Source organism: Pseudomonas sp. FW300-N2A2, from assembly GCF_017351735.1.
Taxonomy (GTDB): domain Bacteria; phylum Pseudomonadota; class Gammaproteobacteria; order Pseudomonadales; family Pseudomonadaceae; genus Aquipseudomonas; species Aquipseudomonas migulae.
Window position 1 is genome coordinate 481697 of the sequence record NZ_JACNDU010000001.1, and the last position, 24236, is coordinate 505932.

Annotated in this window: 21 protein-coding genes and 1 pseudogene; 11 read left to right on the forward strand and 11 right to left on the reverse strand. The window is 60.1% G+C overall.

Annotated features, from left to right (window positions below):
* The first annotated feature begins 35 nt into the window (after positions 1-35).
* The 8 genes from J4E42_RS02015 to J4E42_RS02050 all read left to right on the forward strand — a co-directional run bounded on the left by J4E42_RS02015 (position 36) and on the right by J4E42_RS02050 (position 11681).
* Complete coding sequence (locus J4E42_RS02015; protein WP_008037108.1) at positions 36-1904, forward strand: extracellular solute-binding protein; 1869 nt, start codon at positions 36-38, stop codon at positions 1902-1904.
* Positions 1904-2965: a microcin C ABC transporter permease YejB gene (locus J4E42_RS02020; protein ID WP_008029533.1), complete on the forward strand. Its 1062-nt coding sequence runs from the start codon at positions 1904-1906 to the stop codon at positions 2963-2965. Before J4E42_RS02015 ends, J4E42_RS02020 begins: the two co-directional genes overlap by 1 nt.
* Positions 2965-3987, forward strand: coding sequence for an ABC transporter permease (locus J4E42_RS02025; RefSeq protein ID WP_008037110.1), 1023 nt, complete (start codon positions 2965-2967; stop codon positions 3985-3987). The genes J4E42_RS02020 and J4E42_RS02025 overlap by 1 nt, the downstream gene beginning before the upstream one ends.
* A gap of 14 nt (positions 3988-4001) precedes the next feature.
* Positions 4002-5582, forward strand: a complete 1581-nt coding sequence (locus J4E42_RS02030; RefSeq protein ID WP_207284438.1) for an ABC transporter ATP-binding protein — start codon at positions 4002-4004, stop codon at positions 5580-5582.
* Positions 5583-5698: 116 nt separating this feature from the next.
* Positions 5699-7114: a sigma-54-dependent Fis family transcriptional regulator gene (locus tag J4E42_RS02035; RefSeq protein ID WP_192496308.1), complete on the forward strand. Its 1416-nt coding sequence runs from the start codon at positions 5699-5701 to the stop codon at positions 7112-7114.
* 297 nt (positions 7115-7411) lie between these two features.
* Entirely contained in the window at positions 7412-8803 is a 1392-nt protein-coding gene (locus tag J4E42_RS02040; protein WP_008037115.1) for a GntP family permease, read from the forward strand.
* Positions 8804-8810: 7 nt separating this feature from the next.
* The gene (gene hbdH / locus J4E42_RS02045; protein WP_008033792.1) at positions 8811-9584 is read left to right on the forward strand and encodes a 3-hydroxybutyrate dehydrogenase; all 774 of its coding nucleotides are present in this window, start codon (positions 8811-8813) and stop codon (positions 9582-9584) included.
* Positions 9585-9725: 141 nt separating this feature from the next.
* Positions 9726-11681, forward strand: a complete 1956-nt coding sequence (locus J4E42_RS02050; RefSeq protein ID WP_207284439.1) for an acetoacetate--CoA ligase — start codon at positions 9726-9728, stop codon at positions 11679-11681.
* Between the two features lie 114 nt (positions 11682-11795).
* Here J4E42_RS02050 and J4E42_RS02055 read toward each other — a convergent pair whose 3' ends face one another.
* Positions 11796-12905: a PilT/PilU family type 4a pilus ATPase gene (locus tag J4E42_RS02055; RefSeq protein ID WP_207284630.1), complete on the reverse strand. Its 1110-nt coding sequence runs from the start codon at positions 12903-12905 to the stop codon at positions 11796-11798.
* Between the two features lie 119 nt (positions 12906-13024).
* On the opposite strand from J4E42_RS02055, the gene J4E42_RS02060 reads away from it, so the two are divergent.
* On the forward strand, positions 13025-15562 hold the full coding sequence (locus J4E42_RS02060; protein WP_207284440.1) for a PAS domain-containing protein: 2538 nt from the start codon (positions 13025-13027) through the stop codon (positions 15560-15562).
* Positions 15563-15627: 65 nt separating this feature from the next.
* Complete coding sequence (locus J4E42_RS02065) at positions 15628-15903, forward strand: peptidylprolyl isomerase (protein WP_007898282.1); 276 nt, start codon at positions 15628-15630, stop codon at positions 15901-15903.
* A 115-nt stretch (positions 15904-16018) separates the two neighbouring features.
* Here J4E42_RS02065 and J4E42_RS02070 read toward each other — a convergent pair whose 3' ends face one another.
* The 10 genes from J4E42_RS02070 to J4E42_RS02115 form a co-directional block, all read right to left on the reverse strand.
* On the reverse strand, positions 16019-16951 hold the full coding sequence (locus J4E42_RS02070) for a sugar kinase (protein WP_207284441.1): 933 nt from the start codon (positions 16949-16951) through the stop codon (positions 16019-16021).
* A gap of 131 nt (positions 16952-17082) precedes the next feature.
* On the reverse strand, positions 17083-18300 hold the full coding sequence (locus J4E42_RS02075) for an amino acid deaminase (protein ID WP_207284442.1): 1218 nt from the start codon (positions 18298-18300) through the stop codon (positions 17083-17085).
* 41 nt (positions 18301-18341) lie between these two features.
* Positions 18342-19106, reverse strand: coding sequence for an IclR family transcriptional regulator (locus J4E42_RS02080; RefSeq protein WP_008033782.1), 765 nt, complete (start codon positions 19104-19106; stop codon positions 18342-18344).
* 142 nt (positions 19107-19248) lie between these two features.
* Positions 19249-19638 carry a RidA family protein gene (locus J4E42_RS02085; RefSeq protein ID WP_008033044.1) on the reverse strand — a complete coding sequence of 130 codons (390 nt, stop codon included), beginning with the start codon at positions 19636-19638 and terminating at the stop codon, positions 19249-19251.
* A 30-nt stretch (positions 19639-19668) separates the two neighbouring features.
* Positions 19669-20466 (reverse strand): amino acid ABC transporter ATP-binding protein, encoded by a 798-nt coding sequence (locus J4E42_RS02090; protein WP_207284443.1) that lies wholly within the window; start codon positions 20464-20466, stop codon positions 19669-19671.
* Positions 20463-21125, reverse strand: coding sequence for an amino acid ABC transporter permease (locus tag J4E42_RS02095; protein WP_008033040.1), 663 nt, complete (start codon positions 21123-21125; stop codon positions 20463-20465). Before J4E42_RS02095 ends, J4E42_RS02090 begins: the two co-directional genes overlap by 4 nt.
* Before the next feature lie 9 nt (positions 21126-21134).
* Positions 21135-21797, reverse strand: a complete 663-nt coding sequence (locus tag J4E42_RS02100; RefSeq protein ID WP_008033038.1) for an amino acid ABC transporter permease — start codon at positions 21795-21797, stop codon at positions 21135-21137.
* A 52-nt stretch (positions 21798-21849) separates the two neighbouring features.
* Positions 21850-22698, reverse strand: coding sequence for a transporter substrate-binding domain-containing protein (locus tag J4E42_RS02105; RefSeq protein WP_008033036.1), 849 nt, complete (start codon positions 22696-22698; stop codon positions 21850-21852).
* 266 nt (positions 22699-22964) lie between these two features.
* Entirely contained in the window at positions 22965-23246 is a 282-nt protein-coding gene (locus J4E42_RS02110) for a type II toxin-antitoxin system RelE/ParE family toxin (protein ID WP_207284444.1), read from the reverse strand.
* On the reverse strand, positions 23236-23484 hold the full coding sequence (locus J4E42_RS02115) for a type II toxin-antitoxin system Phd/YefM family antitoxin (RefSeq protein ID WP_207284445.1): 249 nt from the start codon (positions 23482-23484) through the stop codon (positions 23236-23238). Before J4E42_RS02115 ends, J4E42_RS02110 begins: the two co-directional genes overlap by 11 nt.
* A gap of 545 nt (positions 23485-24029) precedes the next feature.
* On the opposite strand from J4E42_RS02115, the pseudogene J4E42_RS02120 reads away from it, so the two are divergent.
* A pseudogene (locus tag J4E42_RS02120) lies at positions 24030-24200 on the forward strand (UDP-N-acetylglucosamine 2-epimerase (non-hydrolyzing)); the annotation flags it as partial.
* Between the last annotated feature and the right edge of the window lie 36 nt (positions 24201-24236).

The following is a 24236-nucleotide window of genomic DNA, read 5'->3' on the forward strand; positions in this document are numbered from 1 at the left end:
TTGCGGTTATCGATCACCCGGCTCTAAGGCTGAAAATGCGACTGGCTTTCCCTGTTTTGTTGTTCACTGCCGTGACCCTGCTACTGGGCGCCGCCGGTGTGAACGCCGCACCGCAACACGCGCTGACCGTCTACGGCGAACCGCCCAAGTACCCGGCCGGCTTCAGTCATTTTGCCTACACCAATCCGCAAGCCCCCAAGGGCGGCACGATGCGTCGTTCGGCGATCGAGATCGGGCATTTCGACCATGTCCTGCCTTATATAGACAAAGGCATCGGCGTGACGCAGATCGACGGTTTGATCTATTCGCCGCTGGCTCAGCGCTCGCAGGACGAGCCTTACACCGTGTACGGTCTGGTGGCGCAGAAAATGGAGCGCTCGGATGACGGGTTATCGCTGCGTTTCTACCTCAACCCCAAGGCTCGCTTCGCCGACGGCAAGCCGATCACCGCCGAAGACGTGCGTTACACCTTCGACCTGCTGATGACCCAGGGCAGCCTGCGTTATCGCACCCAGTTCGCCGACGTCAAAGGCGTCGAGGTGGAATCCCCGCTGACGGTGCGTTTCGACTTCAAAAGCAACGAAAACCGCACCCTGCCCCTCGACATCGCAACCCTGCCGGTGTTTCCCGAGCACTGGTGGAAAACCCGCGATTTCGCCAGCGGTGGTGGTTACGAGCCACCACTGGGCAGCGGCCCGTACAGGGTGGGCAAGGTCGACTCCGGGCGCAGCATCACCTTCGAACGCAATCCGGACTGGTGGGGCAAGGACCTGCCGGTCAGCCGTGGGCTGTACAACTTCGATCACTTCAGCATCGAGTACTTCGGTGATACCGATGTCGCGCGTCAGGTGCTGCGCGGTGGCGCCTACGACTACAACCGCGAATTCTCCGCCACCGCCTACTCCATCGGTTACGAAAGCCCGGCCCTCAGCGACGGTCGCCTGCAAAAGGCGCACCTGGCCAGAGAAGCGCCGCAATCGGCCCAGGGCTTTGTGTTCAATCTGCAGAACCCGATGTTCCAGGATCGCCGCGTCCGCCAGGCACTGGTGATGCTGTGGGATTTCGAATGGAGCAACCGGCAGATGATGCGCGATATGTATATCCGCCAGCAGAGTTTCTTCTCCAACTCCGCCCTCGCCGCCCGCAGCCTGCCGGATGCCGCCGAACTGGCGATTCTCGAACCGCTGCGCGGACAGATCCCCGACGAGGTGTTCACCAAAGTATTCGAAGCGCCGAAAACCGACGGCAGTGGCGTGATCCGTGACAAACAACTGCAAGCACTGGATTTGCTCGAACAGGCCGGCTGGAAACCCGATGGCGATCAATTGGTGAATGCCGAGGGCCAGCCGCTGAGCTTTACCTTCCTGGTCAGTCAGAACGGGATGGACCGTTTGCTGTTGCCTTACAAGCGCACGCTGAAGCAGATCGGCATCGACCTGAACATCCGCCGCATCGACTCCTCCCAATACGTCAATCGCCTGATGTCCCGGGATTACGACATGATCGTCACCGGCTACCCGGTCACCACGTCGCCGGGCAACGAGTTGAATAACTATTTTGGTTCGGCAGCGGCCAACGATCCGGGCTCCAACAACTACATGGTGTTGAAGAACCCGGCGGTCGATACGCTGGTCAACGGCCTGGTCCGCGCCACCACCCAGGCCGACATGTTGCGCTACGCCCATGCCCTCGACCGGGTACTGCAATGGAACTATTACTGGATTCCCAACTACTACCCGCCGGGCAGCTCGACCGTGTGGTGGAACCGTTTCGGCATTCCCAGCGTGCAAGCAGCCAATGACGAAGCCATCGAGAGCTGGTGGGAAGTGAGCACCACGCCGCTGACCAACCAACAGATGACCGCCGAACTGATCAAGCGCGGCAAACCCGGAGGGCCGCACTGATGTGGGCTTATATTCTGCGGCGCCTGCTGCTGATCATTCCGACCCTGGTGATCATTCTGCTGGTCAACTTCGTCATCGTTCAGGCCGCGCCAGGCGGCCCGGTTGAACAAGCGATCGCGCACCTGCAAGGCATCGGCGGCGCCAGCGTCGGCGGCGGTTCCGGTGAGGTCATGAGCGGCAGTTCGCGAGCCAGTCGCGGCCTGGACCCGCAACTGATCAAGGAAATCGAAAAGCAATACGGCTTCGACAAACCGGCCCATGAACGCCTGTGGTTGATGCTCACCAGTTACGCGCGACTGGACTTCGGCAAAAGCTTTTTCCGCGGTGCCACGGTCACCGACCTGATCCTAGAAAAAATGCCGGTGACCATTTCCCTCGGGCTCTGGGCCACGCTGATCACCTATCTGGTGTCGATCCCGCTGGGCATCCGCAAAGCCGTGCACCACGGCAGCCAATTCGATATCTGGAGCAGCACCGCGATCATCATTGGCTACGCCATGCCGGCGTTCCTGTTTGCGATGTTCCTGATCGTGGTGTTCGCCGGCGGCACGTCGCTGAACTGGTTTCCGGTGCGCGGCCTGGTCTCGGACAATTTCGACTCGCTGTCCACCGTGGGCAAGATCGCCGACTATTTCTGGCACCTGGTATTGCCGGTCACGGCGCTGGTCATCGGTGGGTTTGCCACATTGACCATCCTGACCAAAAACTCCTTCCTCAATGAAATCACCCGCCAGTACGTGGTCACGGCGCGCGCCAAAGGCATGAGCGAACGTCGCGTGCTTTACGGCCATGTGTTCCGCAACGCCATGCTGCTGGTGGTGTCGGGCATTCCCCAGGCGTTCATCAGCGTATTTTTCGCCGGCTCGTTGCTGATCGAGGTGATCTTCTCCCTCGATGGCCTGGGCCGCATGAGTTATGAAGCTGCGGTGTCGCGGGATTATCCGGTGGTGTTCGGTTCGCTGTTCATCTTCACGCTGTTCGGCCTGCTGATAAAACTGGTCGGCGACCTGTGCTACACGCTGGTCGACCCGCGTATCGACTTCGCCGCGAGGAATGCCTGATGTTCAAGCTTTCGCCGTTGGCGCGCCGCCGTTTCGACCGATTCAAGAAAAACCGCCGTGGCTGGTGGTCGCTGTGGCTATTTGTCGGCCTGTTTTTGCTGACCCTCGGTGGCGAGCTGATCGCCAACGACAAACCGCTGGTGGTCAGTTATCAGGGCTCGTTGTACTTCCCGGCGTTCAAGCGCTACACCGAGCAGGCGTTCGGCGGGCAACTGCCGTTCCAGGCGGATTACCGCAGTGACTATGTACAGAAGCTGATCAAAAAGGACGGCGGCTGGCTGCTGTTTCCGCCAATCCCGTTCAGCGACGACACGCCTAACTACGACCTGAACAAACCGGCACCAAGTCCACCGTCGAATGTGAATTGGCTGGGCACCGACGACCAGGCTCGCGACGTGCTGGCACGGGTGATTTTCGGCGCGCGGGTGTCGATTCTGTTTGCACTGATGCTGACCTTTGTCAGCGCACTGATCGGCATCGCCGCCGGCGCGCTGCAAGGCTATTACGGCGGCTGGGTTGACCTGATCGGCCAGCGTTTGCAGGAGGTCTGGTCGGGTCTGCCGGTGCTGTACCTGCTGATCATTCTGTCGGGGTTTGTCGAGCCGAATTTCTGGTGGCTGCTGGGGATCATGGCGTTGTTTTCCTGGCTGGCACTGGTGGACGTGGTGCGTGCCGAGTTCCTGCGCGGGCGCAACCTCGAATACGTCAAGGCTGCGCGGGCACTGGGCCTGACCGACCGCAAAGTCATCGTGCGGCACATCCTGCCTAACGCGATGAACGCGACGCTGAGCTACCTGCCGTTCATTTTGACCGGGGCCATTTCAACGCTCACCGCGCTGGACTTCCTCGGCTTCGGCATGCCGGCCGGCAGTGCCTCGCTGGGCGAGTTGATCGGTCAGGGCAAGCAGAATCTGCAAGCGCCGTGGCTGGGGCTGACCGCGTTTTTTACCCTGGCGTTGATCCTGTCTTTACTGGTGTTTATCGGCGAGGCGTTGCGAGATGCCTTTGACCCTCGATCCTGACGCGGACTGTTGATATGAGTAACAACCTGATCGAAATCCGTGACCTCTGCGTGGCCTTCAGCGGCCAGACCGTGGTGCGCAACCTGTGTCTGGACATCCGCCCCGGTGAATGCCTGGCGCTGGTGGGTGAGTCGGGTTCCGGCAAATCGGTGACCGCGCACTCGATCCTGCAACTGCTGCCCGAGACCGGCACCGAAACCAGCGGCAGCGTCCGCTATCGCGGCAAGGAGTTGCTCGGCGCTTCGTCCAGGGTTTTGCGAGAGTTGCGGGGCAACCGCATCGCCATGATCTTCCAGGAGCCGATGACCTCGCTCAATCCGCTGCACAGCATTGAAAAGCAGATCGGCGAAACCCTGCTGCTGCACAAGGGCCTGACCGGCAAAGCTGCGCAGGAGCGGATACTGGAGTTGCTGCACCTCGTGGGCATCCAGAAACCCAAAGAGCGGCTCAAGGCGTATCCGCATCAACTCTCCGGCGGCCAGCGGCAACGGGTGATGATCGCCATGGCGCTGGCCTGCGAACCGGAGTTGCTGATTGCCGACGAGCCCACTACTGCGCTCGACGTTACGGTGCAGCGCAAGATCCTGATCCTGCTCAAGTCCCTGCAACAGCGGCTCGGCATGTCATTGCTGCTGATCAGCCATGACCTCAATCTGGTGCGCAGCATCGCTCAGCGTGTGTGCGTGATGAAGGCCGGGGAAATCGTCGAACAGGCACCGTGCGAAACGCTGTTCACCGAGCCGAAACATCCCTACAGCTGCGTACTGCTGAACGCCGAACCGGAAGGCCAGGCGCTGCCCCGTGACGAGCGCGAGAACGTTCTGGAAGTGGACAATCTTTGCGTGCGCTTCCCCCTCGGTGGCGGGCTGTTTCAGCGCAAAACGTACTTGCATGCCGTGGACGGCATCAGCCTGAATGTCCAGCGCGGCAAGACATTGGGCATTGTCGGTGAGTCCGGCTCGGGCAAGTCGACACTGGGTCAGGCGATCCTGCGCCTGCTCGACTCCGAAGGCAGCATTCGCTTTCAGGGCGCGGCGCTGGACGGCCTGACGCAAAAGCAACTGCGGCCATGGCGCAAGAAAATGCAGGTGGTGTTCCAGGACCCTTTCGGCAGCCTCAGCCCACGGATGTCCGTGGCACAAATCATCAGTGAAGGCCTGGAAGTGCATAGCCAGTTGACGGCGGACGAATGCAAGGCCGAAGTGATTCGGGCCCTGCAGGAAGTCGGCCTCGACCCGCAAAGCCGCCATCGCTACCCCCACGAATTCTCCGGCGGCCAGCGCCAACGCATCGCCATCGCCAGGGCGCTGGTGCTGAAACCGGCGCTGATCCTGCTGGACGAACCGACCTCGGCGCTGGACCGCACCGTGCAGAAACAAGTGGTCGCACTGCTGCGCCAGCTTCAGGAAAAACACGGCCTGACGTATCTGTTTATCAGCCACGACCTGGCGGTGGTTCGCGCCCTCGCCCACGACATGATCGTGATCAAGGACGGCAAAGTGGTGGAAAGCGGCGCCAGCCACGACGTGTTTGATTCACCGCAGCATCCGTACACCAAAGAGCTGTTGGCGGCGGCGCATCTGCAACAGGCATAAAATCGCGTCGCTGCCTTCGCGGGCAAGCCTCGCTCCTACAAATCACCTCGACCTGTAGGAGCGAGGCTTGCCCGCGAAGAGGCCCGCACAGACACACACATTCTGGACATGACCCCATGAACACCACCGAAAGCCTCAAGGATTACCAGCGCGTTCGTCTGTTGGCGATCCGTTCGCTGTTCGAGATCATCGAGCAGTCCAGTGAAGGCACGGTGATTGTCGACCGCGACGCGAACATCGTCTGGATGAACGAACGTTATGCCCGACGCTTCGGTCTGGATTCGGCGCAAGTGGCCATCGGCAAGGCCTGCGAAAGCGTGATCCCCGGCAGCCTGCTACGAGAAGTGGTACGCACCGGCCGACCGATTCTGCTCGACATGCAGGACACCCCCAAGGAACCGTTGGTGGTGATGCGCCTGCCGATCCATGACGACGCCGGCGTGGTGATCGGCGCCATCGGTTTCGCGTTGTTCGATGAGTTGCGCAGCCTGTCGCCGATGCTCAAGCGCTACATGAGCATGCAGGAAGAACTGGCCTCCACCCGTTCGCTGCTGCGGGCGCGGCAGACCAAGTACAACTTCGCGCATTTTATCGGCACCAGCGCGGCCAGCCTCGAAGTCAAACGCCGCGCCCGACGCAGTGCCAGTGCTGATTCCCCGGTTTTGCTGCTCGGCGAAACCGGCACCGGCAAAGAACTGCTGGCGCAGGCGATTCATGGCGCATCACCCCGTGCGCACAAGGCTTTCGTCAGCATCAACAGCGCAGCGATTCCCGAGGCGCTGCTCGAGGCCGAATTCTTCGGCACTGCCCCCGGCGCGTTTACCGGCGCCGATCGCAAGGGTCGCGTAGGCAAGTTGCAGATTGCTCAGGGCGGCACGCTGTTTCTGGATGAAATCGGCGACATGCCGCTGCCGCTGCAAAGCAAGCTGCTGCGGGTGTTGCAGGAAAAGGAATTCGAACCGGTCGGGTCCAACGAAGTGATTCAGAGCGATGTGCGGGTGATCGCCGCGACCTCCACCGACCTTGAAGCGGCGATCAAACGCGGCGAGTTTCGTGCCGACTTGTATTACCGCCTCAATGTGCTGCCGATCCAGGTGCCGCCGCTGCGTGATCGTCTTGATGATTTGCCGGCTTTGAGCGAGGCCATTCTTGAAGAACTGCGCAGTCAGCACGAGCTGAACCGCGAGGCGCTGGAGTTGCTCGCCCGACACGCCTGGCCGGGGAACATTCGCGAGCTGCGCAACGTGCTGGAACGAGCGGCATTGCTCAGTGACGATCTGATGCTGAACGCAACCGATATCCGCGCGGCGATTGGTACGTTTACGCCGGTGGAGCGTGTGGCGCCTTTAAAGGTTGAGTCGGTGGCACACGAGACGTTCAGTGAGGCGCGTGAACGGTTTGACCGGCAGTTGATTGAATCGGCCCTCGCGCAATGCGGGGGGAAAGTGATTGAGGCGGCGGCGCGGCTGGGGCTTGGGAGGTCGACGTTGTACAAGAAGATGGTGGCGTTGGGGATTGCCGAGTCTCTATAACGAGACACGCATCTCCATTGTTAGACACTCCCTCGGAGCGCTGCGCGCTCATCGCCGGCAAGCCGGCTCCTACAGGAGATCGCATTCACAACACGCACCCTGTAGGAGCCGGCTTGCCGGCGATGAGGCCCTCGACATCACAAAAAATCTCAAAACAGAGACAAATACGCTAATTCGCTTCTGAAAAAACAATAAATATCCTTATATTTCAATATGTTGCCACCTTGGCACAGTTCTCGCTAAAGCCCCTCCTCACACCGTTTCACCCCACAAAAATAACAATCCAGGAGACACACCATGAGTGTGATCATTGCCTTGGCAGCCCTCGCGCTGCTGATGCTCGCGGCCTACCGTGGCTACAGCGTTATCCTTTTTGCCCCGATTGCCGCCCTCGGCGCCGTCCTGCTCACCGACCCTTCCGCCGTCGCCCCTGCTTTCACCGGGGTGTTCATGGAGAAAATGGTCGGCTTCATCAAACTGTATTTCCCGGTGTTCCTGCTCGGCGCGGTGTTCGGCAAGCTGATTGAGCTGTCGGGTTTCTCGCGCTCCATCGTTGCGGCGGCGATTCGCCTGCTCGGCACCCGTCAGGCGATGCTGGTGATCGTGCTGGTTTGCGCCCTGCTCACTTACGGCGGCGTGTCGCTGTTTGTGGTGGTGTTTGCGGTCTACCCGTTCGCGGCCGAGATGTTCCGCCAGAGCAATATTCCCAAGCGCCTGATCCCGGCGACCATCGCCCTCGGCGCCTTCTCGTTCACCATGGACGCCCTGCCCGGCACCCCGCAAATCCAGAACATCATCCCCAGCACCTTCTTCAACACCACCGCGTGGGCGGCGCCGTGGCTGGGTTTGATCGGCGCAATCTTCGTGGTCTGCGCCGGCATGGCGTTTCTGCAGCGCCAGCGCAACAAGGCTCAGATTTCGGGTGAAGGCTACGGCACCGACCTGCGCAACGAACCGGAAACCGCCGCAGACATCAAACTGCCGAATCCGTGGATCGCGCTGTCGCCGCTGTTGGCCGTCGGCATCATGAACCTGTTGTTTACCCAGTGGATTCCCCAGTGGTACGGCAAGACCCACAGCCTCGCGCTGCCGGGCATGGCCGCACCGGTAACCACCGATGTCGCCAAACTCACGGCGATCTGGGCCGTTCAGGCTGCCTTGCTGGTCGGCATCATCATGGTGCTGGTGTTCGGCTTCCAGGCGATTCGCGGCAAGTTGGCCGAAGGCAGCAGAAGTGCAGTCAGCGGTTCATTGCTGGCAGCGATGAACACGGCGTCCGAATACGGTTTTGGTGCGGTAATCGCGTCCTTGCCAGGCTTTCTGGTGCTGGCCGACTGGCTCAAAAGCATTCCCAACCCACTGGTCAACGAAGCGATCACCGTGACCTTGCTGGCCGGCATCACCGGCTCTGCATCGGGCGGCATGAGCATTGCACTGGCGGCCATGGCCAATGACTTCATCGCTGCGGCCCATGCGGCGAACATTCCCCTGGAAGTGCTGCACCGCGTCGCCGCGATGGCCAGTGGCGGCATGGACACCCTGCCGCACAACGGCGCGGTCATCACCTTGCTGGCGGTGACCGGCCTGACCCACCGCGAAGCCTACAAAGACATTTTCTGTATTACGCTGATCAAGACCCTGGCGGTTTTTGTGGTGATCGGTACTTTCTACGCCACTGGCATTGTGTGAGGTATTCATGACGACTCTTTCAGGCAAGACCGCACTGGTCACCGGCTCCACCAGCGGCATCGGCCTGGGCATCGCCCTCAGCCTGGCCAAGGCTGGCGCCAACCTGATTCTCAACGGTTTCGGCGATGCCTCCACAGTGATTGCCGAGGTTGAACAGTTCGGCGGCAAGGTCGGTCATCACCCCGCCGATGTCAGCGACCCGGCGCAGATTGCCGACATGATCGCCTACGCCGAGCGCGAGTTCGGCGGCGTGGACATTCTGGTCAACAACGCCGGCATTCAGCACGTGGCGTCGGTGGAAGATTTTCCCGTGGAGCGCTGGGATTCGATCATTGCGATCAACCTGTCGTCGGTGTTTCACAGCACCCGTTTGAGCTTGCCGGGCATGCGCGCCAAGGGTTGGGGACGGGTTATCAATATCGCTTCGGTGCATGGCCAGGTCGGTTCGGTGGGCAAGGCGGCGTACGTCGCGGCCAAGCATGGGGTGATCGGTTTGACCAAGGTGGTCGGCCTGGAAACCGCCACGACCAACGTCACCTGCAACGCCATCTGTCCAGGCTGGGTGTTGACGCCGTTGGTGCAGAAGCAGATTGACGACCGCATCGCCAAAGGGGTTGATCCGCAGCAGGCGCAGCACGATTTGCTGGCCGAGAAGCAGCCGTCGCTGGAGTTCGTTACGCCGCCTCAGCTGGGTGAACTGGTGCTGTTTTTGTGCAGTGAGGCCGGTAGCCAAGTGCGGGGCGCGGCGTGGAATATAGACGGTGGGTGGTTGGCGCAGTGATTGGGCGATAGACCGCGTTATCGTTCTTCGCGGGCAAGCCTCGCTCCTACAGGTCGTGCGTCGTTCATGAAAACACCGATAACCTGTAGGAGCCGGCTTACCGGCGATTGGATCTCGAAATAGAAAAAGAAGAGGCAAAAAATGTCCGACATCCTCTGGCAACCTGACGCCAAACGCATCGCCAAGACCCGCATGGACGCCTTCCGGCGCGCCATCAATCAGCGCCACCACCTCGACATTGCCGACTACGCCGCCCTGCACCAATGGTCCATCGATCAACGGGTCGATTTCTGGCAAGCCATCGTCGATTTCTTCGATATTCGTTTCCATACGCAACCGGATGCTGTGCTGATCGAAGACGATCACATGCCCAGCGCCCAGTGGTTTCCCGGCGCCACCCTGAACTTTGCCGAACACCTGCTGCGCCGTCGTGACGATGCCGTCGCCGTGATTGCGATTGGCGAAAACGGTCAGCGCGAACAACTGACCTGGGCCGAACTGGCCGAGCATGTCGCCGGTTTTCAAAACAGCTTGATCGCCGTCGGTGTCGGCCTTGGCGACCGCGTCGCCGCGTGCATGCCGAACACCTGGCAAACCCTGGTCGCCATGCTCGCCACCACCAGCCTCGGGGCGATCTGGTCCTGTTCGTCGCCGGACTTCGGCACCCAGGGCGTCATCGACCGCTTCGGCCAGATCGAACCGAAAGTGCTGATCACCTGCGCCGGTTACCGTTATGCCGGCAAAGACATCGACCAAAGCGCCAAGGTCAACGAAATCCTTGAACGCCTGCCGTCGCTGCAACAGCTGATCGTGGTGCCTTACGCACGACCCCAGGCGCACATCAAAGACTTCCGCACCCACGCAGGCGTGACGCTTTGGGATGCGTTCTACGAACCGGGCGGCGAGCCGGATTTCGTTGCCGTGCCTTTCGCCCATCCGCTGTACATCCTCTATTCCAGCGGCACCACCGGCGTGCCCAAATGCATCATCCACAGCACCGGCGGCGTGCTGTTGCAGCACGTCAAGGAACACGGCCTGCATTGCGACCTCGGGCCCGGCGACCGCTTGTTTTACTACACCACTTGCGGCTGGATGATGTGGAACTGGCTGGTGTCAGCCCTGGCCGTCGGCAGCGCCGTGGTGCTGTACGACGGCTCGCCATTTCATCCCGGCCCGGAACGCTTGATCGACCTGATCGACGACGAGCGCATCAGCGTGTTCGGCACCAGTCCCAAGTACCTCGCGACCCTGGAAAGCAACGGTGTGAAGCCTCGGCAAAGCCATGATCTCGGCACGCTGAAAACCCTGTTGTGCACCGGCTCGGCGCTATCACCGCAAAGCTACGACTACGTCTACCGTGACCTCAAGGCCGACCTGTGCCTGGCGTCGATGTCCGGTGGCACCGACATCGTTTCGTGCTTCGTGAACGGCAATCCGCTGCTGGCGGTACGTCGCGGCGAAATCCAGGGCAAGAGCCTGGGGATGGCGGTCGAAGTCTGGAACGATGCCGGCCGCGCGGTCATTGGCGAAAAAGGTGAGCTGGTCTGCACCCGACACTTTCCGGCCATGCCCGTCGGCCTGTGGAACGACCCGACCGGGGAAAAACTGCGCGCGTCTTATTTCAGCCTGTTCCCCGGCGTCTGGGCCCAGGGCGACTACGCCGAACAATTGGCTCACGGCGCGATGATGATTCACGGACGCTCGGATGCGGTACTCAACCCCGGCGGCGTGCGCATCGGCACGGCGGAAATTTACCGTCAGGTGGAGAAAGTCCCGCAAGTCACCGACAGTGTGGCCATCGGTCAGCAATGGCAAGACGACGTGCGGGTGGTGCTGTTCGTGCGGCTGGTCGAGGGCGTCGAACTGGACGAGGCGCTGCAACAGCAGATTCGCCAGGTCATCCGCGCCAACACCACGCCACGTCACGTACCGGCGAAGATTGTCGCGGTGACGGACATTCCGCGCACCATCAGCGGCAAAGTGGTCGAGTTGGCAGTGAGGAACGTGGTGCATGGCCAGACGGTGAAAAACACCGATGCGCTGGCCAATCCCGAAGCGCTGGAGCAATTTCGGGATCGACCGGAACTCCAGGACTGATGAAGATCAACTGTGGGAGCGGGCTTGCTCGCGAATGCGATACGCCAGTCGACATCACTAGTGACTGATACACCGCATTCGCGGGCAAGCCCGCTCCCACATTTTTCATCCGTGTCAGTCCATCAGGCCCCATTCGCCGGGTTGTGCGTTGGGTCCCGGTGATGCGTCGGCATGCAGCTTGAGCCGCAGGCGCAAATTGTTCAGCGAGTCCGCATGCTTCAAGGCCTCTTCTTCGCCGATAGCGCCTTCGATCACCAATGCGTACAGCGCGCAATCGAACGTCTGCATACCCTGTTCGGTCGACTTCTCCATGATCCCTTTGAGCTCGTCGAATTCATTGCGCCGTATCAGGTCGCCTACGGTCGGCGTGCCCAGCATCACTTCTACCGCCGCCCTGCGTTGACCGTCACGAGTGCGCACCAGGCGCTGGGAAACGAACGCTTTAAGATTGTTGCCCAGGTCATGCAGCAGTTGCATCCGCCGTTCTTGCGGGAAGAAATTGATAATGCGATCCAGCGCCTGATGGGCGTTGTGAGCATGCAAGGTGGAAATCACCAAATGCCCGGTGTCGGCAAACGCCAGCGCATGCTCCATGGTCTCGCGGTCGCGGATCTCACCGATCAGCACCACATCGGGTGCCTGGCGCAGGGTGTTTTTCAGCGCGGTATGAAAACTGCGGGTATCGACGCCGACCTCGCGCTGATTGATGATCGATTTTTTGTGCCGGTGGATGTACTCGATAGGGTCTTCGATGGTGACGATATGCCCGCTGCTATGGCGATTGCGGTAATCGATCAACGCCGCCAGCGAGGTCGACTTGCCCGAGTCGGTGGCGCCGACGAACAGCATCAGCCCTTGCTTGAGCATCACCGTTTCCAGCAGCACGGGTGGCAACTTGAGGTCTTCGAAACGCGGAATGTCGAGCTTGATGTTGCGTACCACGATCGACACATCGTTGCGTTGCTTGAAAATATTGACCCGAAAGCGCCCGACACCCGCCAACGAGATCGCCAGGTTCATCTCCAGTTCCCGATCGAACTCCAGTCGCTGTTCGGCGTCCATGATGGACGCGGCAATCGCGGCGATTTCCCCCGGTTTGAACGGCTGGTCGGCCAAGGGTTTGAGTACACCGTCAAACCGGGCGCAGGGTGGCGCACCGGTGGACAGGTACAAATCGGAACCCTCCTGGCTGGACAGGGTCTTTAACAGCGCATCGATTTCCATGGCAAAAAACACCCGCGAAGCATTCAATGAACAGAAATGACCCGAAAAATCGGTCATTCAGCGTCTACCGCCCTAGGATAGTAGACGCCGTCACCCCGACCGACGTGCAGGACACCTTGATGAACGCAGTACCCACCGGCAGCGATGCCCAGGCCTTGATTGCCAGACTGGACTGGACGTGCACCCCGCTCGGCGCCGCCAGTGACTGGCCGCAGAGCCTGCGCACAGCGGTGGACATCGTGATTCACTCACCGATGCCGATGCTGTTGCTGTGGGGGCCGCAGCTTACGCAGATCTATAACGACGGCTTCGCGCTGCTGGCCGGCAGCAAGCATCCGCACGCTTTCGGACAACCGACGCACCAGATCTGGCCAGAACTCAAAGACTTTACCGACCCGATTTACAGCGCCGTCCTACAAGGCCAGGTGCGGACTTACAGCGAACAACGCTTCACCCTGCAACGCGACGGGAATGATTCCGACTTCTGGCTGGATTTGACCTACAGCCCGATCCGCGATGAACACGCCGACGTCGCCGGGATTCTGGTCACAGCCATCGAAACCAACGAACGCCGACGCATTGCCCTCGAACTGGAGCAGCGCTCGGCCGCCAGCCTGAAGGCTCAGCGCGAGACCGAGGAACGCCTGCAATTGGCGCTGGCTGCCACTGACGCCGTCGGCACCTGGGACTGGGACATCGGCGAAGACCGCTTCATTGCCGACGCGCACTTCGCCCAATTGCATGGCATCGACCCGCTACTCGCCAGTCAGTTGCCCATCAGCGACTATCTCGAAGCGGTGCATCCGGAAGACCGCTCGATGGTCACCCGCGGCATCAAGCAGTGCATCACCCAGGGCAGCGAATACGCCGAGGAATATCGCCTGCTGCAACCCGACGGCCAGTTGCGCTGGGTGTTTGCCCGGGGCCGTTGTTACAAGGACCACCATGGCCGGCCGATCCGTTTCCTCGGCGCCGCGCTGGACCTGACCGAACGAAAACACACCGAACAGGCCTTGCGTCAGAGTCAGACCGAGCTGCAACTGATCATCAACGCCATGCCGATCCTGATCAGTTACGTTGACAGCGAGGAACGCTTTCGCCTGAACAACGCGGCGTACCTCGACTGGTACGGCCTGACGCCCCAGGAGCTTTACGGTCGGACTATTCGTGAGGTGCTGGGTGAAGAAGCCTACGCCTTACGTGCCGAATACATCGCCGAAGCACTGGCGGGCAGGACCTGCTGTTTCAGCATCAGCACGCCGCATCGTGATGGCAGCACTCGACAAGCCTTGATGAATTACCTGCCCCGCCACGGGCCGGATGGCGCGGTGAACGGTTTCTATATTTTTGTGATCGACGAAACCGAGCGCAAACAGACCGAAGAAGCCTTGCGCAACCTCAACGAAACCCTTGAGGAACGTGTCGCCGCCCGTACCCAGCAATTGGCCGAAGCGAACCAGCGCCTGCAAAACGAAATGTTCGAACGCGAGCGTGCCGAAGATGCCCTGCGCCATGCGCAGAAAATGGAAGCGGTCGGCCAGCTCACCGGCGGCATCGCCCATGACTTCAACAACATGCTCACCGGGATCATCGGCAGCCTCGACCTGATGCAGCGCTACATCGCCGATGGGCGTACCGCCGAGATAGGCCGTTTCACCGAAGCGGCGGTGTCGTCAGCCAACCGCGCAGCCGCCCTGACCCATCGCCTGCTGGCCTTCTCCCGGCGCCAATCGCTGGACCGCAAGCCGCTGAACGCCAACGAACTGATTCATTCTCTGGAAGATTTGCTCAGCCGCACCAAGGGCGACCACATCGAGCTGAAACTGCAACTGGCCGATGAAGCCTGGCCAGTCAGCACCGACGTCAGCCAACTGGAAAACGCCCTGCTCAACCTGGTCATCAATGCGCGGGATGCCATGCCCGATGGCGGCGAGTTGCGTATCGAAACCGCCAATGTCTATCTGGACAGCAGTGACATCAACATTCTGGAACCCGTCAAGGCCGGGGATTACCTGATGATCGCCGTCAGTGACAACGGCACCGGCATGACCCCGAAAGTGTTGGCCAAGGCGTTCGATCCATTTTTCACCACCAAACCTATCGGCCAGGGCACGGGGCTGGGTTTGTCGATGATCTACGGTTTTGCCCAGCAGTCGGGTGGCCACGTGAGCCTGTTCAGCTTGCCGGGCCAGGGCACCAGCGTGCGCCTGTTCTTGCCGCGCTTGCACGAGATGGAGCCGCAAGATGTGCTGACGCCGATCATCGGCGAGGCCCCCTCAGCGATAGCCGGGGAAACCGTGGTGTTGGTGGAAGATGATCCGGCGGTGCGCATGCTGGTGTTCGATCTGCTCAAGGAGCTGGGTTATCACGCCCACGAGGCCGAAGATGCGAAGACCGCCCTGCCCCTGCTCGAATCCGGTCTGCGGGTCGATCTGCTGGTGACCGATGTCGGGCTGCCGGGCATGAACGGTCGGCAATTGGCAGAAATCGCCCGTCAGCACCGTCCAGAGCTCAAAGTGCTGTTCATGACCGGTTACGCGGAAATGGCCGCCGAGCGTCAGAGCTTCCTTGAGGAAGGCATGGACATGGTAGCCAAACCGTTTTCGGTTGACCTGCTGGCCAACAAGATTCGCACGATGATCGGCCAACCCGAGTGAGTTGAGGCATAATCGCGCGCCCCGATCCACCCACATAGCCACTACCGTTGCAAGGTACTCGCCCCATGAAAGCTCAAGCCCGCCATATTCTGGTGAAAACCTCGGAAGAAGCCGAGCAGCTCAAACAACGCATCGCCAAGGGCGAAGCCTTCGATGTGCTGGCCAAGAAGTATTCCACCTGCCCGTCCGGCAAGCGCGGCGGTGATCTCGGTGAAGTACGGCCTGGGCAGATGGTCGGTGTGATTGATGCGGTGATTTTCAAGAAGCCGTTGCGGGTGGTGCATGGGCCGATCAAGAGCAAGTTTGGCTATCACCTGGTGCAGGTGTTTTATCGGGATTGAGCGGTTGGCTTGAGGGCCTCATCGCTGGCAAGCCAGCTCCTACAAAGACCGCGAAAAACCTGTAGGAGCTGGCTTGCCAGCGATCCGGTGGCGCAGCCAACCGGCCATTCACCGACTACCTTGGGATCAGTGCCCCCGGCACCTGAATCACCCGACTCGCCAACCGATGCCCGGCCTCGGCGGCCTCCACCGGGCTCCCCCCCTTGAGCCGACTGGCCAGGTACGCCGCACTGAACGAATCCCCCGCCGCCGTCGTGTCCACCACGCGTTCGACCTTCTGCGCCGGCACCTCGAACGACTCGCCCTCACAGCGAATCAGGCACGCTTCGGCACCACGCTTGAGCACCACTTCCGGCGTACCCACCTGCTCGTAAGCGGCGAACACCGCCTCGCAATCGGAAAAATGAAACAACGCCTGTTCGTCGTCGACAGTCAGCAACGCCAGATCCACATACGGCAACACGCTGCGATACGCCGCCCGAGCGTCCTCGATCGACGCCCACAAACGTGGCCGGTAGTTGTTGTCGAACACAATCCGCGCATCCCGCTGCCGTGCTTCGATCAGGCTTTCCAGCAACTTCTCCCGACCTTGCACACCGAGCACCGCCAGGGTGATGCCGCTGAAATACAGCACGTCGTAATCCGGCAGCGCCGCGAGGATCGGCGCGGCGGCTGGCGTGGTAAAGCAATCGCGGACGGCGGCTTCGTTACGCCAGTACAAAAAGCGACGTTCGCCGGCGGCGTCGGTCTGGATGCAGTACAAACCGGGCAAGCGACCGGGCAGGCGCTGGACCATGTCCAGGCCGATGTTTTCGGCGGCCCAGCTTCGGCACATGGCATCGCTGAAACTGTCATCGCCCAGGGCGGTGACGTAATCAACGCTGCCGCCTTCTCCCAGTTCGCGGGACAGATAGACCGCCGTGTTCAAGGTATCGCCGCCGAAGCTCTGTTGCAGACTGCCGTCGGCGCGGTGTTGCAACTCGATCATGCATTCGCCGATCAAGGCGATGCGCGGGATGTTGGGGCCGAGTGTGTTGATGGTGTTCATTGTTGTGGTGTCTCTGGTGGTTCGGTGGTGTCTCGGCGGGCGCCATCGCCAGCAAGCCGGCTCCTACAATGGAATGCGTTCCCCCTGTAGGAGCCGGCTTGCTGGCGATGGCCGCGCCTCGGTCTGGAACCTTAAAAACAGGTTTCCATGGTTTCGATGACATTCAACTGCTCATCCACCAGACACCCCGTGCGCCACTTGTCGAACGTCAGGCACGGGTGCGAAGTGCCGAACGAAATGATGTCGCCCACCCGCAACTCAATCCCCGGCGCCACGGTCATGAACGCGTGCTGGTCCATCACCGCCGTCACCTTGCAGGCACTGACGTCGTCGCCCGCTGCCGGCACCACACCGGCCTTGTAACGCAGCAACGGCACCGGCAGCCCGGCGTCGTAGGCCACGTCGCGTTTGCCCAGGGCGATCACCGCAAAACCCGGTTCCGGCAACGACTGCACATGCGCCCAGACTTCCAGCGCCGGGCGCAGGCCTTCGTGCAGGTCGCTACGACGGTCGAGCACGCAGCATTGCGCTTCTTTATAGATGCCATGGTCGTGGGCCACGTAGCTGCCAGGGCGCAATACGCTGAGGAAACGTCCGCCAGCGTTCTGCGCTTCGAAGGACTCGGCGATCAGGTCGTACCAGGCCGAACCCGACGCGGTGATGATCGGCTTGGCAATGGCGAACGCGCCGCTGTCCTGCAATTGCACCGCCAGACGCACCAGCGACGCGGCGAACGCACGAATGCCGGTGACTGCATGATCACCGTGAATCACGCCTTCATAACCTTCGATACCGGTCAGTGCCAACGCGGGTTGTGCGCTGATGGCCTTGGCCAGGGCGATCACTTCCTCCTCGGTCCGGCAACCGCAACGGCCACCCACCACGCCGTACTCGATCATCACGTTCAGGCGCACACCGCGCGAGGCGAAATACGCGCCGAGGTCAGCGACGTTGTCCGGGTGATCGACCATGCAATGGAAATCGAACGTCGGGTCCGCCAACAAATCGGCGATCAGCGCCATGTTCGGCGTCCCCACCAGTTGGTTGGCCATCAGCACCCGACGCACACCGTGCGCGTACGCCGCGCGGGTTTGCGTGGCGCTGGCCAGGGTGATGCCCCAGGCGCCGGCGTCCAGTTGGCGGCGAAACAAGGCCGGGGTCATGCTGGTTTTGCCGTGAGGCGCGAGTTCGGCGCCGCTGTTGCTGACGAACGCCTGCATCCAGCGAATGTTGTGTTCCAGCGCCTCGCGGTGCAGCACCAGCGCCGGCAGGCTGACGTCGCGCACCAGATGGGCACCGGCCTGGGCAAAGCCCTTTTCCACGGCAGCAGTATTTTGGGCAGAAGACATGGTCGAACTCCTCACATTTTCGCGGCCGCGAACAGCCGCTGTTATTCGTTAATGCGACGGGCCAGGCGGTTGGCGTTGTCGATCAACACCCGGCGATAGTCGTTGTAATGCGTCTTGGCATCGGCCCGTGGAGCGACGATGCACAGGGTTGCAATGGCCACGCCGTTCGGGTCTTTGACCGGGGCAGCGAAGCAATGAGTAAAGGTGTCGGCGACACTGTCGAAGGAGAAAAAACCGTCGATGCCGGCCTGACGGATTTCACCGAGAAACTGCTCCAGCGGCAGGCGTTCACCGTTAGGCAGGATGAAGTCGTCGTGATCGATCAGGTCGATGATTTCCTGGTCGCTCAGGTGCGCCAGCAACAGGCGCCCGGACGCGGTCCAGGGGATCGGCGCGTTCTCGCCGATGTCCGAGGAAATGCGGAAATGCCGCTCGCCCTCTTTCATCAATGCCACCGTGTATTTGCGCCCGTTGAGCAGGCACATCTGCGCGGTTTCATGGGTCTGGCTGACGATCTCCTGCAGGGCGTGATCGGCCTCGCGGGTCAGGTCGAAATGACGCAAATGCGCCTGCCCGAGGAAGTACAGCTGACGGCCGAGGTAGACGTGACCGTCCTTGCCCACGGGCTCCAGAATCCGCCGTTCAAGCAAGGACGCCACCAGTTCGTAGACCGTGGATTTCGGGCTGCCGATGCCACTGGCAATTTCATTCGGACGCAGGGGCTGGCCGATTTCCTTGAGGAAATCGAGGATATCGAACGCCCGGTCCAGACCGCGAGCCCGGCGCTTGATGGTGTCTTCGGTCATGTCAGTGTTTCCCAATCAAAGTGCCGGGAGTTTACCCAGAGTGCCGTGTCGACCGTTAGGCCGCCTTCGCCGGCAAGCCGGCTCCTACAGGTTTGCGCGGTCCTTGTAGGAGCTGGCTTGCCAGCGATGGGCGCGACTCGGTTCAGGCCTTTTTCTTGTACGCGATGCAGTCGATCTCAACCTTGCAATCAACCATCATGTTCGCCTGCACGCAGGCCCGGGCCGGTGCGTGTTCGGGTTTGAAGTACTCGGAGAAGACCTTGTTGAAACTGGTGAAATCCCGCGGATCTTCCAACCACACCCCGGCGCGCACCACGTCTTCGAGGCCATAACCGGCCTCTTCGAGAATCGCGATCAGGTTCTTCATGGTCTGGTGAGTCTGCTCGACGATGCCGCCAACAATGATCTCGCCATCCAACGCCGGCACCTGGCCAGAAACGTGCAGCCAGCCGTCGGCTTCAACGGCGCGGGCGAAAGGACGAGGCGTACCGCCAGCGGCGCTGCTGCCGGTGCCGTAACGAGTAATGCTCATGAGTGTTTCTCCTGATTGAAAAGCTAAAAGTTAAAACCGCGTGTTTTTGAGGAACTCAGCCAGACGCGGTGATTGCGGGCGTTCGAACAGCTCCTTGGGAGGCCCCTGCTCTTCGATACGCCCCTGATTCATGAAAACGATCTTGTCCGAGACCTCGAAAGCGAAGCGCATTTCATGGGTCACCAACAACATGGTCATGCCATCCTCGGCCAGGCCCTTGATCACGCTCAGCACTTCGCCCACCAGTTCCGGGTCGAGGGCCGAGGTGACTTCGTCGAACAGCATCAGGCTTGGGTTCATTGCAATCGCCCGGGCAATCGCCACGCGCTGTTGCTGACCGCCCGACAACTGCCCCGGATAGTGATCGCGGCGCTCCAGCAAACCGACCCGCTCGAGCCATTTTTCGGCGAGCGCGACAGCCTCGTCCTTGTGCAGCTTTTTGACCTTGAGCAACCCCAGGGTGACGTTCTGCAATGCGGTCAGGTGCGGGAACAGATTGAACTGCTGGAACGCCATGCCGGTCATGGCGCGATGGCGGGCGATGACTTTTTCCGGGTGGCGTATGCGCTTGCCATTGACCTCGTCATAGCCGATGGATTCTCCATCGAGCATGATCTGTCCACCCTGGAATTCTTCGAGCATGTTCACGCAACGCAGCAGCGTGGTCTTGCCCGAACCGCTGGAGCCGATCAGCGTGACCACGTTGCCGCGCTGCATGGTCAGGTCGACGCCCTTGAGCACTTCGAGCTGGCCATATTTTTTTTGCAGCCCGCGAATGTCCAGCAGGGGCTGCTCATTTGGAACGTTCGAAACTTGAGGTTGAGTCATGGCAAGGCCACCCGCTTTTCAATGTGCCGGCCGAGTAATTCGATGGCGTAGTTGATGACGAAAAACAGAAATCCGGCGAACAGGTAAAACTCCAGCGTCATGAAGGTCCGGGCGATGATCTGCTGGGTGCTGAGCAGCAACTCGGCCACGCCGATCACCGACAGCAGCGTCGAAGCCTTGACGATCTCGGTGGACGAGTTGACCCAGGTCGGCAAGATCTGCCGCAGCGCCTGAGGCAACAGCACGTAACCGAGGGCTTGATAAAACGTCAGGCCAATCGCCTTGCTCGCTTCCATCTGCCCGCTCGGCAACGCTTGCAGCGCGCCGCGCACAATCTCGGCGACGTGGGAACCGCAAAACAGCGTCAACCCCAAGGCTCCGGCCTGGAATGCACTGATCTGCCAGCCCAATGCGGGCGCCATGTAGAAGCAAGCGAGTACCAACACAAACACCGGTGTGCCGCGAATAATGTCCACGTAAAAACGGAACGGCGCACGCATCCAGAACTTGCCGTAGGTCAGCACCAGACCGGCGACAATGCCGACCATCGTGCCCAGCAAAATCGCCAGCGCCGAGACCTGCACACTGGTCAGGAAGCCTTGCCACAACACTTCGCGGGCAACCCATAACTCATGCAACCAACTGGGTGATTCGTACATGAGGGCCTCCTATCGGCGGATCGCCAGACGCTGCTCGAGGTAACGCAGCATCATGGCAATGAGGTAACAGGCCGCAACATAGAGCGCTGTGGTCACCAGCCAGGTTTCAATCACCCGGTAGCTCTCGACATTGATCTTGCGCGCGTAATAGGTCAGCTCGGGCACGGCAATCGCCGCCGCCAGCGAGGTGTCCTTGAACAGCGAAATGAAGTTGTTCGACAAGGCCGGCAGCACATTGCGCAACATCACCGGCACAGTGACGTAGGCCTTGACCTGCCACTCGCCCAGGCCGATGGCCAACCCGGCTTCACGCTGGCCCTTGGGAATGCTCAACAACCCGCCACGGAACACTTCGGTCAGGTACGCACCGGCATACAGCGACAGGGTGATGATGAACGACGGGATCTTGTCCAGACGAATCCCCAGGCTCGGCAACGCGAAGTAGATCAACAGAATCAACACCAGAATCGGCGTATTACGGATCACCGTCACATACACCGACGCCATCACCCGCAATGCGCGGTGCTTTGAGAGCAAAGCAAACGCCATCATCAGGCCGATCACGCAACCGATGGCGATCGACACCAGCGCCAGCTCCAGGCCCAGACCGAGCCCCGCCAGCAAGGTGTCGAAATCGCGCCACACGGCGGCAAAGTTCAACTGATAGTTCATGGTCAGCAGTACCTTGAACGGGGCGCGTTATGCGCGCCCCACTCTCACGGGGTCATTTGAATTCGACGGGAAAACCGATGGCCGGGGTAGGCAGATCCACACCGAACCACTGCTTGAAGGACGCCGCGTACGTCGGGAATTCAACGCCGGTCATGGCTTCATGCAACGTGGTGTTGACGAAGTTCAGCCAGTCCTGATCGCCGCGTTTAACTGCGCACGCGTACGTTTGCGGGCTCCAGGCGTAGGTCGGGCTGCGATAGCGGCCCGGGTTCTGCACCATCAGGTACTTGACCGAAGACTGGTCGGTGGCAGCGGCGTCGGCTCGGCCGGAGTTCACGGCCTGGTACATCAAATCCACGCTGTCGTACTGATCGACCTTGGCCTTGGGCAGCGCCTGGTGCACCAGTTCTTCGGCATACACGTTCTGCAGCACCGCCACGGTCACGCTGTCATTGGCCGCCTTGAGGTCTTCGATTTCCTTGTACTTGCTGTTGGCCGGCAACAGCAGGCCGACACCTTCGCGATAGTACGGCAGCGTGAACGCCACTTGCTGCGCACGGCTGGCGGTCACGGTAATGAACTGGCAACTCATGTCGACCTTGTCGGTCAGCAGGTTGGGAATCCGCGCATCGGACGACTGCACCACGAACTCGACCTTGCTCGGGTCGTTGAACAACCCTTTGGCGACCATTCGCGCGATATCGATATCGAACCCCTGCAACTTGCCGTCCGCTCCCTGGAAATGCCACGGCGCATTGGTACTGCCCGTGCCCACGATCAGTTTCCCACGGGCCAGCACGCTATCGAGCTTGCTGTCCGCCGCCTGGGCAACGCCCATGGCAGCAGCCGAAGCTGCAAAAAGAAAAACACACGCTTTAAACAAGGAAGGTCGGCGATGCATGGCAAGCACTCCAGGATGATGTGTATTCCGCTATACCGGAACCGAGTATGTAACAACGGAATAGACAGCAGAAAGTGTGCCACAGGTTGTGGAGAGAATGTTGGGGAGAATGAAAAGTCTTGTGAATCAGAGGGATGCGTGAAAGCGCGGAAAAGGTGTTACGAAACGTAGAGAGGAGAAGCGCTACCGTTTGCTACGAAGGGCGAGTATCAGGTTCACAATCGGTGCGTGATGCACCTGGAACGAACGGAAGGTGCATTGGCGAATTAACGGTCAACTGCGTTTTTGTAAACATCACCCCGCTCTCGTTTACCGACAGCTATCACCGTCACCACCAACACTTCATCCATGACCCGATACACCATTCGATACCCGGCACTGCGCAGCTTGATCTTATAGGCATTTCCAAGTCCGGTGAGTCGGTCTGCTGGAACGTGTGGGTTTTCCAGGCGTTCCAGCAACTTCTTCTTGAACTGATCCCTCAAGTTTGTTCCGAGCTTCTTCCATTCTTTCCAGGCCTTTTCGGAAAACTCCAGTTCATAGGTCATCAATGGAAACCCTTATGGTCGGGTCGTTTTCTCGTTCTTTACAAAGGGCAATCAACTCCAAATCTTCGAGTCGAGAGATCATGGCCTCATACTCTTTTGCCGGAACGCAATAAAACGCTGGCTCGTTGCGGTTGAGTATCGCAACGGATTGGCCACCGCCCGCGGCAACCGTGCCCATCGGGTTCTTTTTCAATTCTGAGATGCTCGCTACAACATGCGAAAGCACGATGTGTGTCATGAAGGTATTCCTAAGGGTGCTTTTAGAAGTGCTAAAAATAGCACTCCGACAAGCATCCCACCTCTATCTGTCTGGATTGATCGCATCCTTTAACAGAAGAACAAAAAATATCACGTCACGCGTTTCGCCATTTCCGAGTCTGCTGTGGGCCAGATCCCGAAACACGGCCATACACGTCCGAGTTGCTGTAGGAAAAAAACCACCGGGTTCACCAACCCGAAGCCCATCTCTACGGGGCCACGCAACCTATCGAATCAAAATCTTTTACTTGGCATATCGAACGACTAGCATATGGCCGGCAGCCCACCCGTCCGACGGGTCAAAGACAAGAATGTTTTACATGAGTGCGATCGGCAGTTTTCTATCGTTCATACTCGGCGGTGCAACCATAATCGACCGAGCATTTGCAGCAATTTATTGACATCAATCAAGCCTCAAACCGAATTGGACAAGCTCCAATCCGACTGCTTTTATTTACATCTCAGTAAGCGGCAAAGCATTGCTGGCCTTGAGCCAGAGCCTTGCCACATTCCCAGGAGGGGTCAATGTCTTTCAACATCATGATGGTTTTCGGTACGCGTCCGGAGGCCATCAAGATGGCGCCACTCGCCAGAGTGTTGCGTCAATTGTCCGGGGGCAGACTGAGCCTCTGCTCCACCGGCCAACTGGATGACGAGGTCCACTTCGAACGCATGAGCCGCGTTCACACCCCCTTCGGCGACGGCCACGCCAGCGAACGCATCGGCACTCGA

Bases quoted from the DNA above. Each gene is read 5' to 3' on its own strand.
- J4E42_RS02070 (WP_207284441.1), bottom strand. From the start codon at position 16,951: ATGAACACCATCAACACACTCGGCCCCAACATCCCGCGCATCGCCTTG.
- J4E42_RS02115 (WP_207284445.1), bottom strand. From the start codon at position 23,484: ATGACACACATCGTGCTTTCGCATGTTGTAGCGAGCATCTCAGAATTG.
- hbdH (WP_008033792.1), top strand. From the start codon at position 8,811: ATGACGACTCTTTCAGGCAAGACCGCACTGGTCACCGGCTCCACCAGC.
- J4E42_RS02060 (WP_207284440.1), top strand. From the start codon at position 13,025: ATGAACGCAGTACCCACCGGCAGCGATGCCCAGGCCTTGATTGCCAGA.
- J4E42_RS02065 (WP_007898282.1), top strand. From the start codon at position 15,628: ATGAAAGCTCAAGCCCGCCATATTCTGGTGAAAACCTCGGAAGAAGCC.
- J4E42_RS02020 (WP_008029533.1), top strand. From the start codon at position 1,904: ATGTGGGCTTATATTCTGCGGCGCCTGCTGCTGATCATTCCGACCCTG.
- J4E42_RS02040 (WP_008037115.1), top strand. From the start codon at position 7,412: ATGAGTGTGATCATTGCCTTGGCAGCCCTCGCGCTGCTGATGCTCGCG.
- J4E42_RS02080 (WP_008033782.1), bottom strand. From the start codon at position 19,106: ATGACCGAAGACACCATCAAGCGCCGGGCTCGCGGTCTGGACCGGGCG.
- J4E42_RS02030 (WP_207284438.1), top strand. From the start codon at position 4,002: ATGAGTAACAACCTGATCGAAATCCGTGACCTCTGCGTGGCCTTCAGC.
- J4E42_RS02050 (WP_207284439.1), top strand. From the start codon at position 9,726: ATGTCCGACATCCTCTGGCAACCTGACGCCAAACGCATCGCCAAGACC.
- J4E42_RS02025 (WP_008037110.1), top strand. From the start codon at position 2,965: ATGTTCAAGCTTTCGCCGTTGGCGCGCCGCCGTTTCGACCGATTCAAG.
- J4E42_RS02110 (WP_207284444.1), bottom strand. From the start codon at position 23,246: ATGACCTATGAACTGGAGTTTTCCGAAAAGGCCTGGAAAGAATGGAAG.
- J4E42_RS02105 (WP_008033036.1), bottom strand. From the start codon at position 22,698: ATGCATCGCCGACCTTCCTTGTTTAAAGCGTGTGTTTTTCTTTTTGCA.
- J4E42_RS02085 (WP_008033044.1), bottom strand. From the start codon at position 19,638: ATGAGCATTACTCGTTACGGCACCGGCAGCAGCGCCGCTGGCGGTACG.
- J4E42_RS02090 (WP_207284443.1), bottom strand. From the start codon at position 20,466: ATGACTCAACCTCAAGTTTCGAACGTTCCAAATGAGCAGCCCCTGCTG.
- J4E42_RS02055 (WP_207284630.1), bottom strand. From the start codon at position 12,905: ATGGAAATCGATGCGCTGTTAAAGACCCTGTCCAGCCAGGAGGGTTCC.
- J4E42_RS02075 (WP_207284442.1), bottom strand. From the start codon at position 18,300: ATGTCTTCTGCCCAAAATACTGCTGCCGTGGAAAAGGGCTTTGCCCAG.
- J4E42_RS02095 (WP_008033040.1), bottom strand. From the start codon at position 21,125: ATGTACGAATCACCCAGTTGGTTGCATGAGTTATGGGTTGCCCGCGAA.
- J4E42_RS02015 (WP_008037108.1), top strand. From the start codon at position 36: ATGCGACTGGCTTTCCCTGTTTTGTTGTTCACTGCCGTGACCCTGCTA.
- J4E42_RS02035 (WP_192496308.1), top strand. From the start codon at position 5,699: ATGAACACCACCGAAAGCCTCAAGGATTACCAGCGCGTTCGTCTGTTG.
- J4E42_RS02100 (WP_008033038.1), bottom strand. From the start codon at position 21,797: ATGAACTATCAGTTGAACTTTGCCGCCGTGTGGCGCGATTTCGACACC.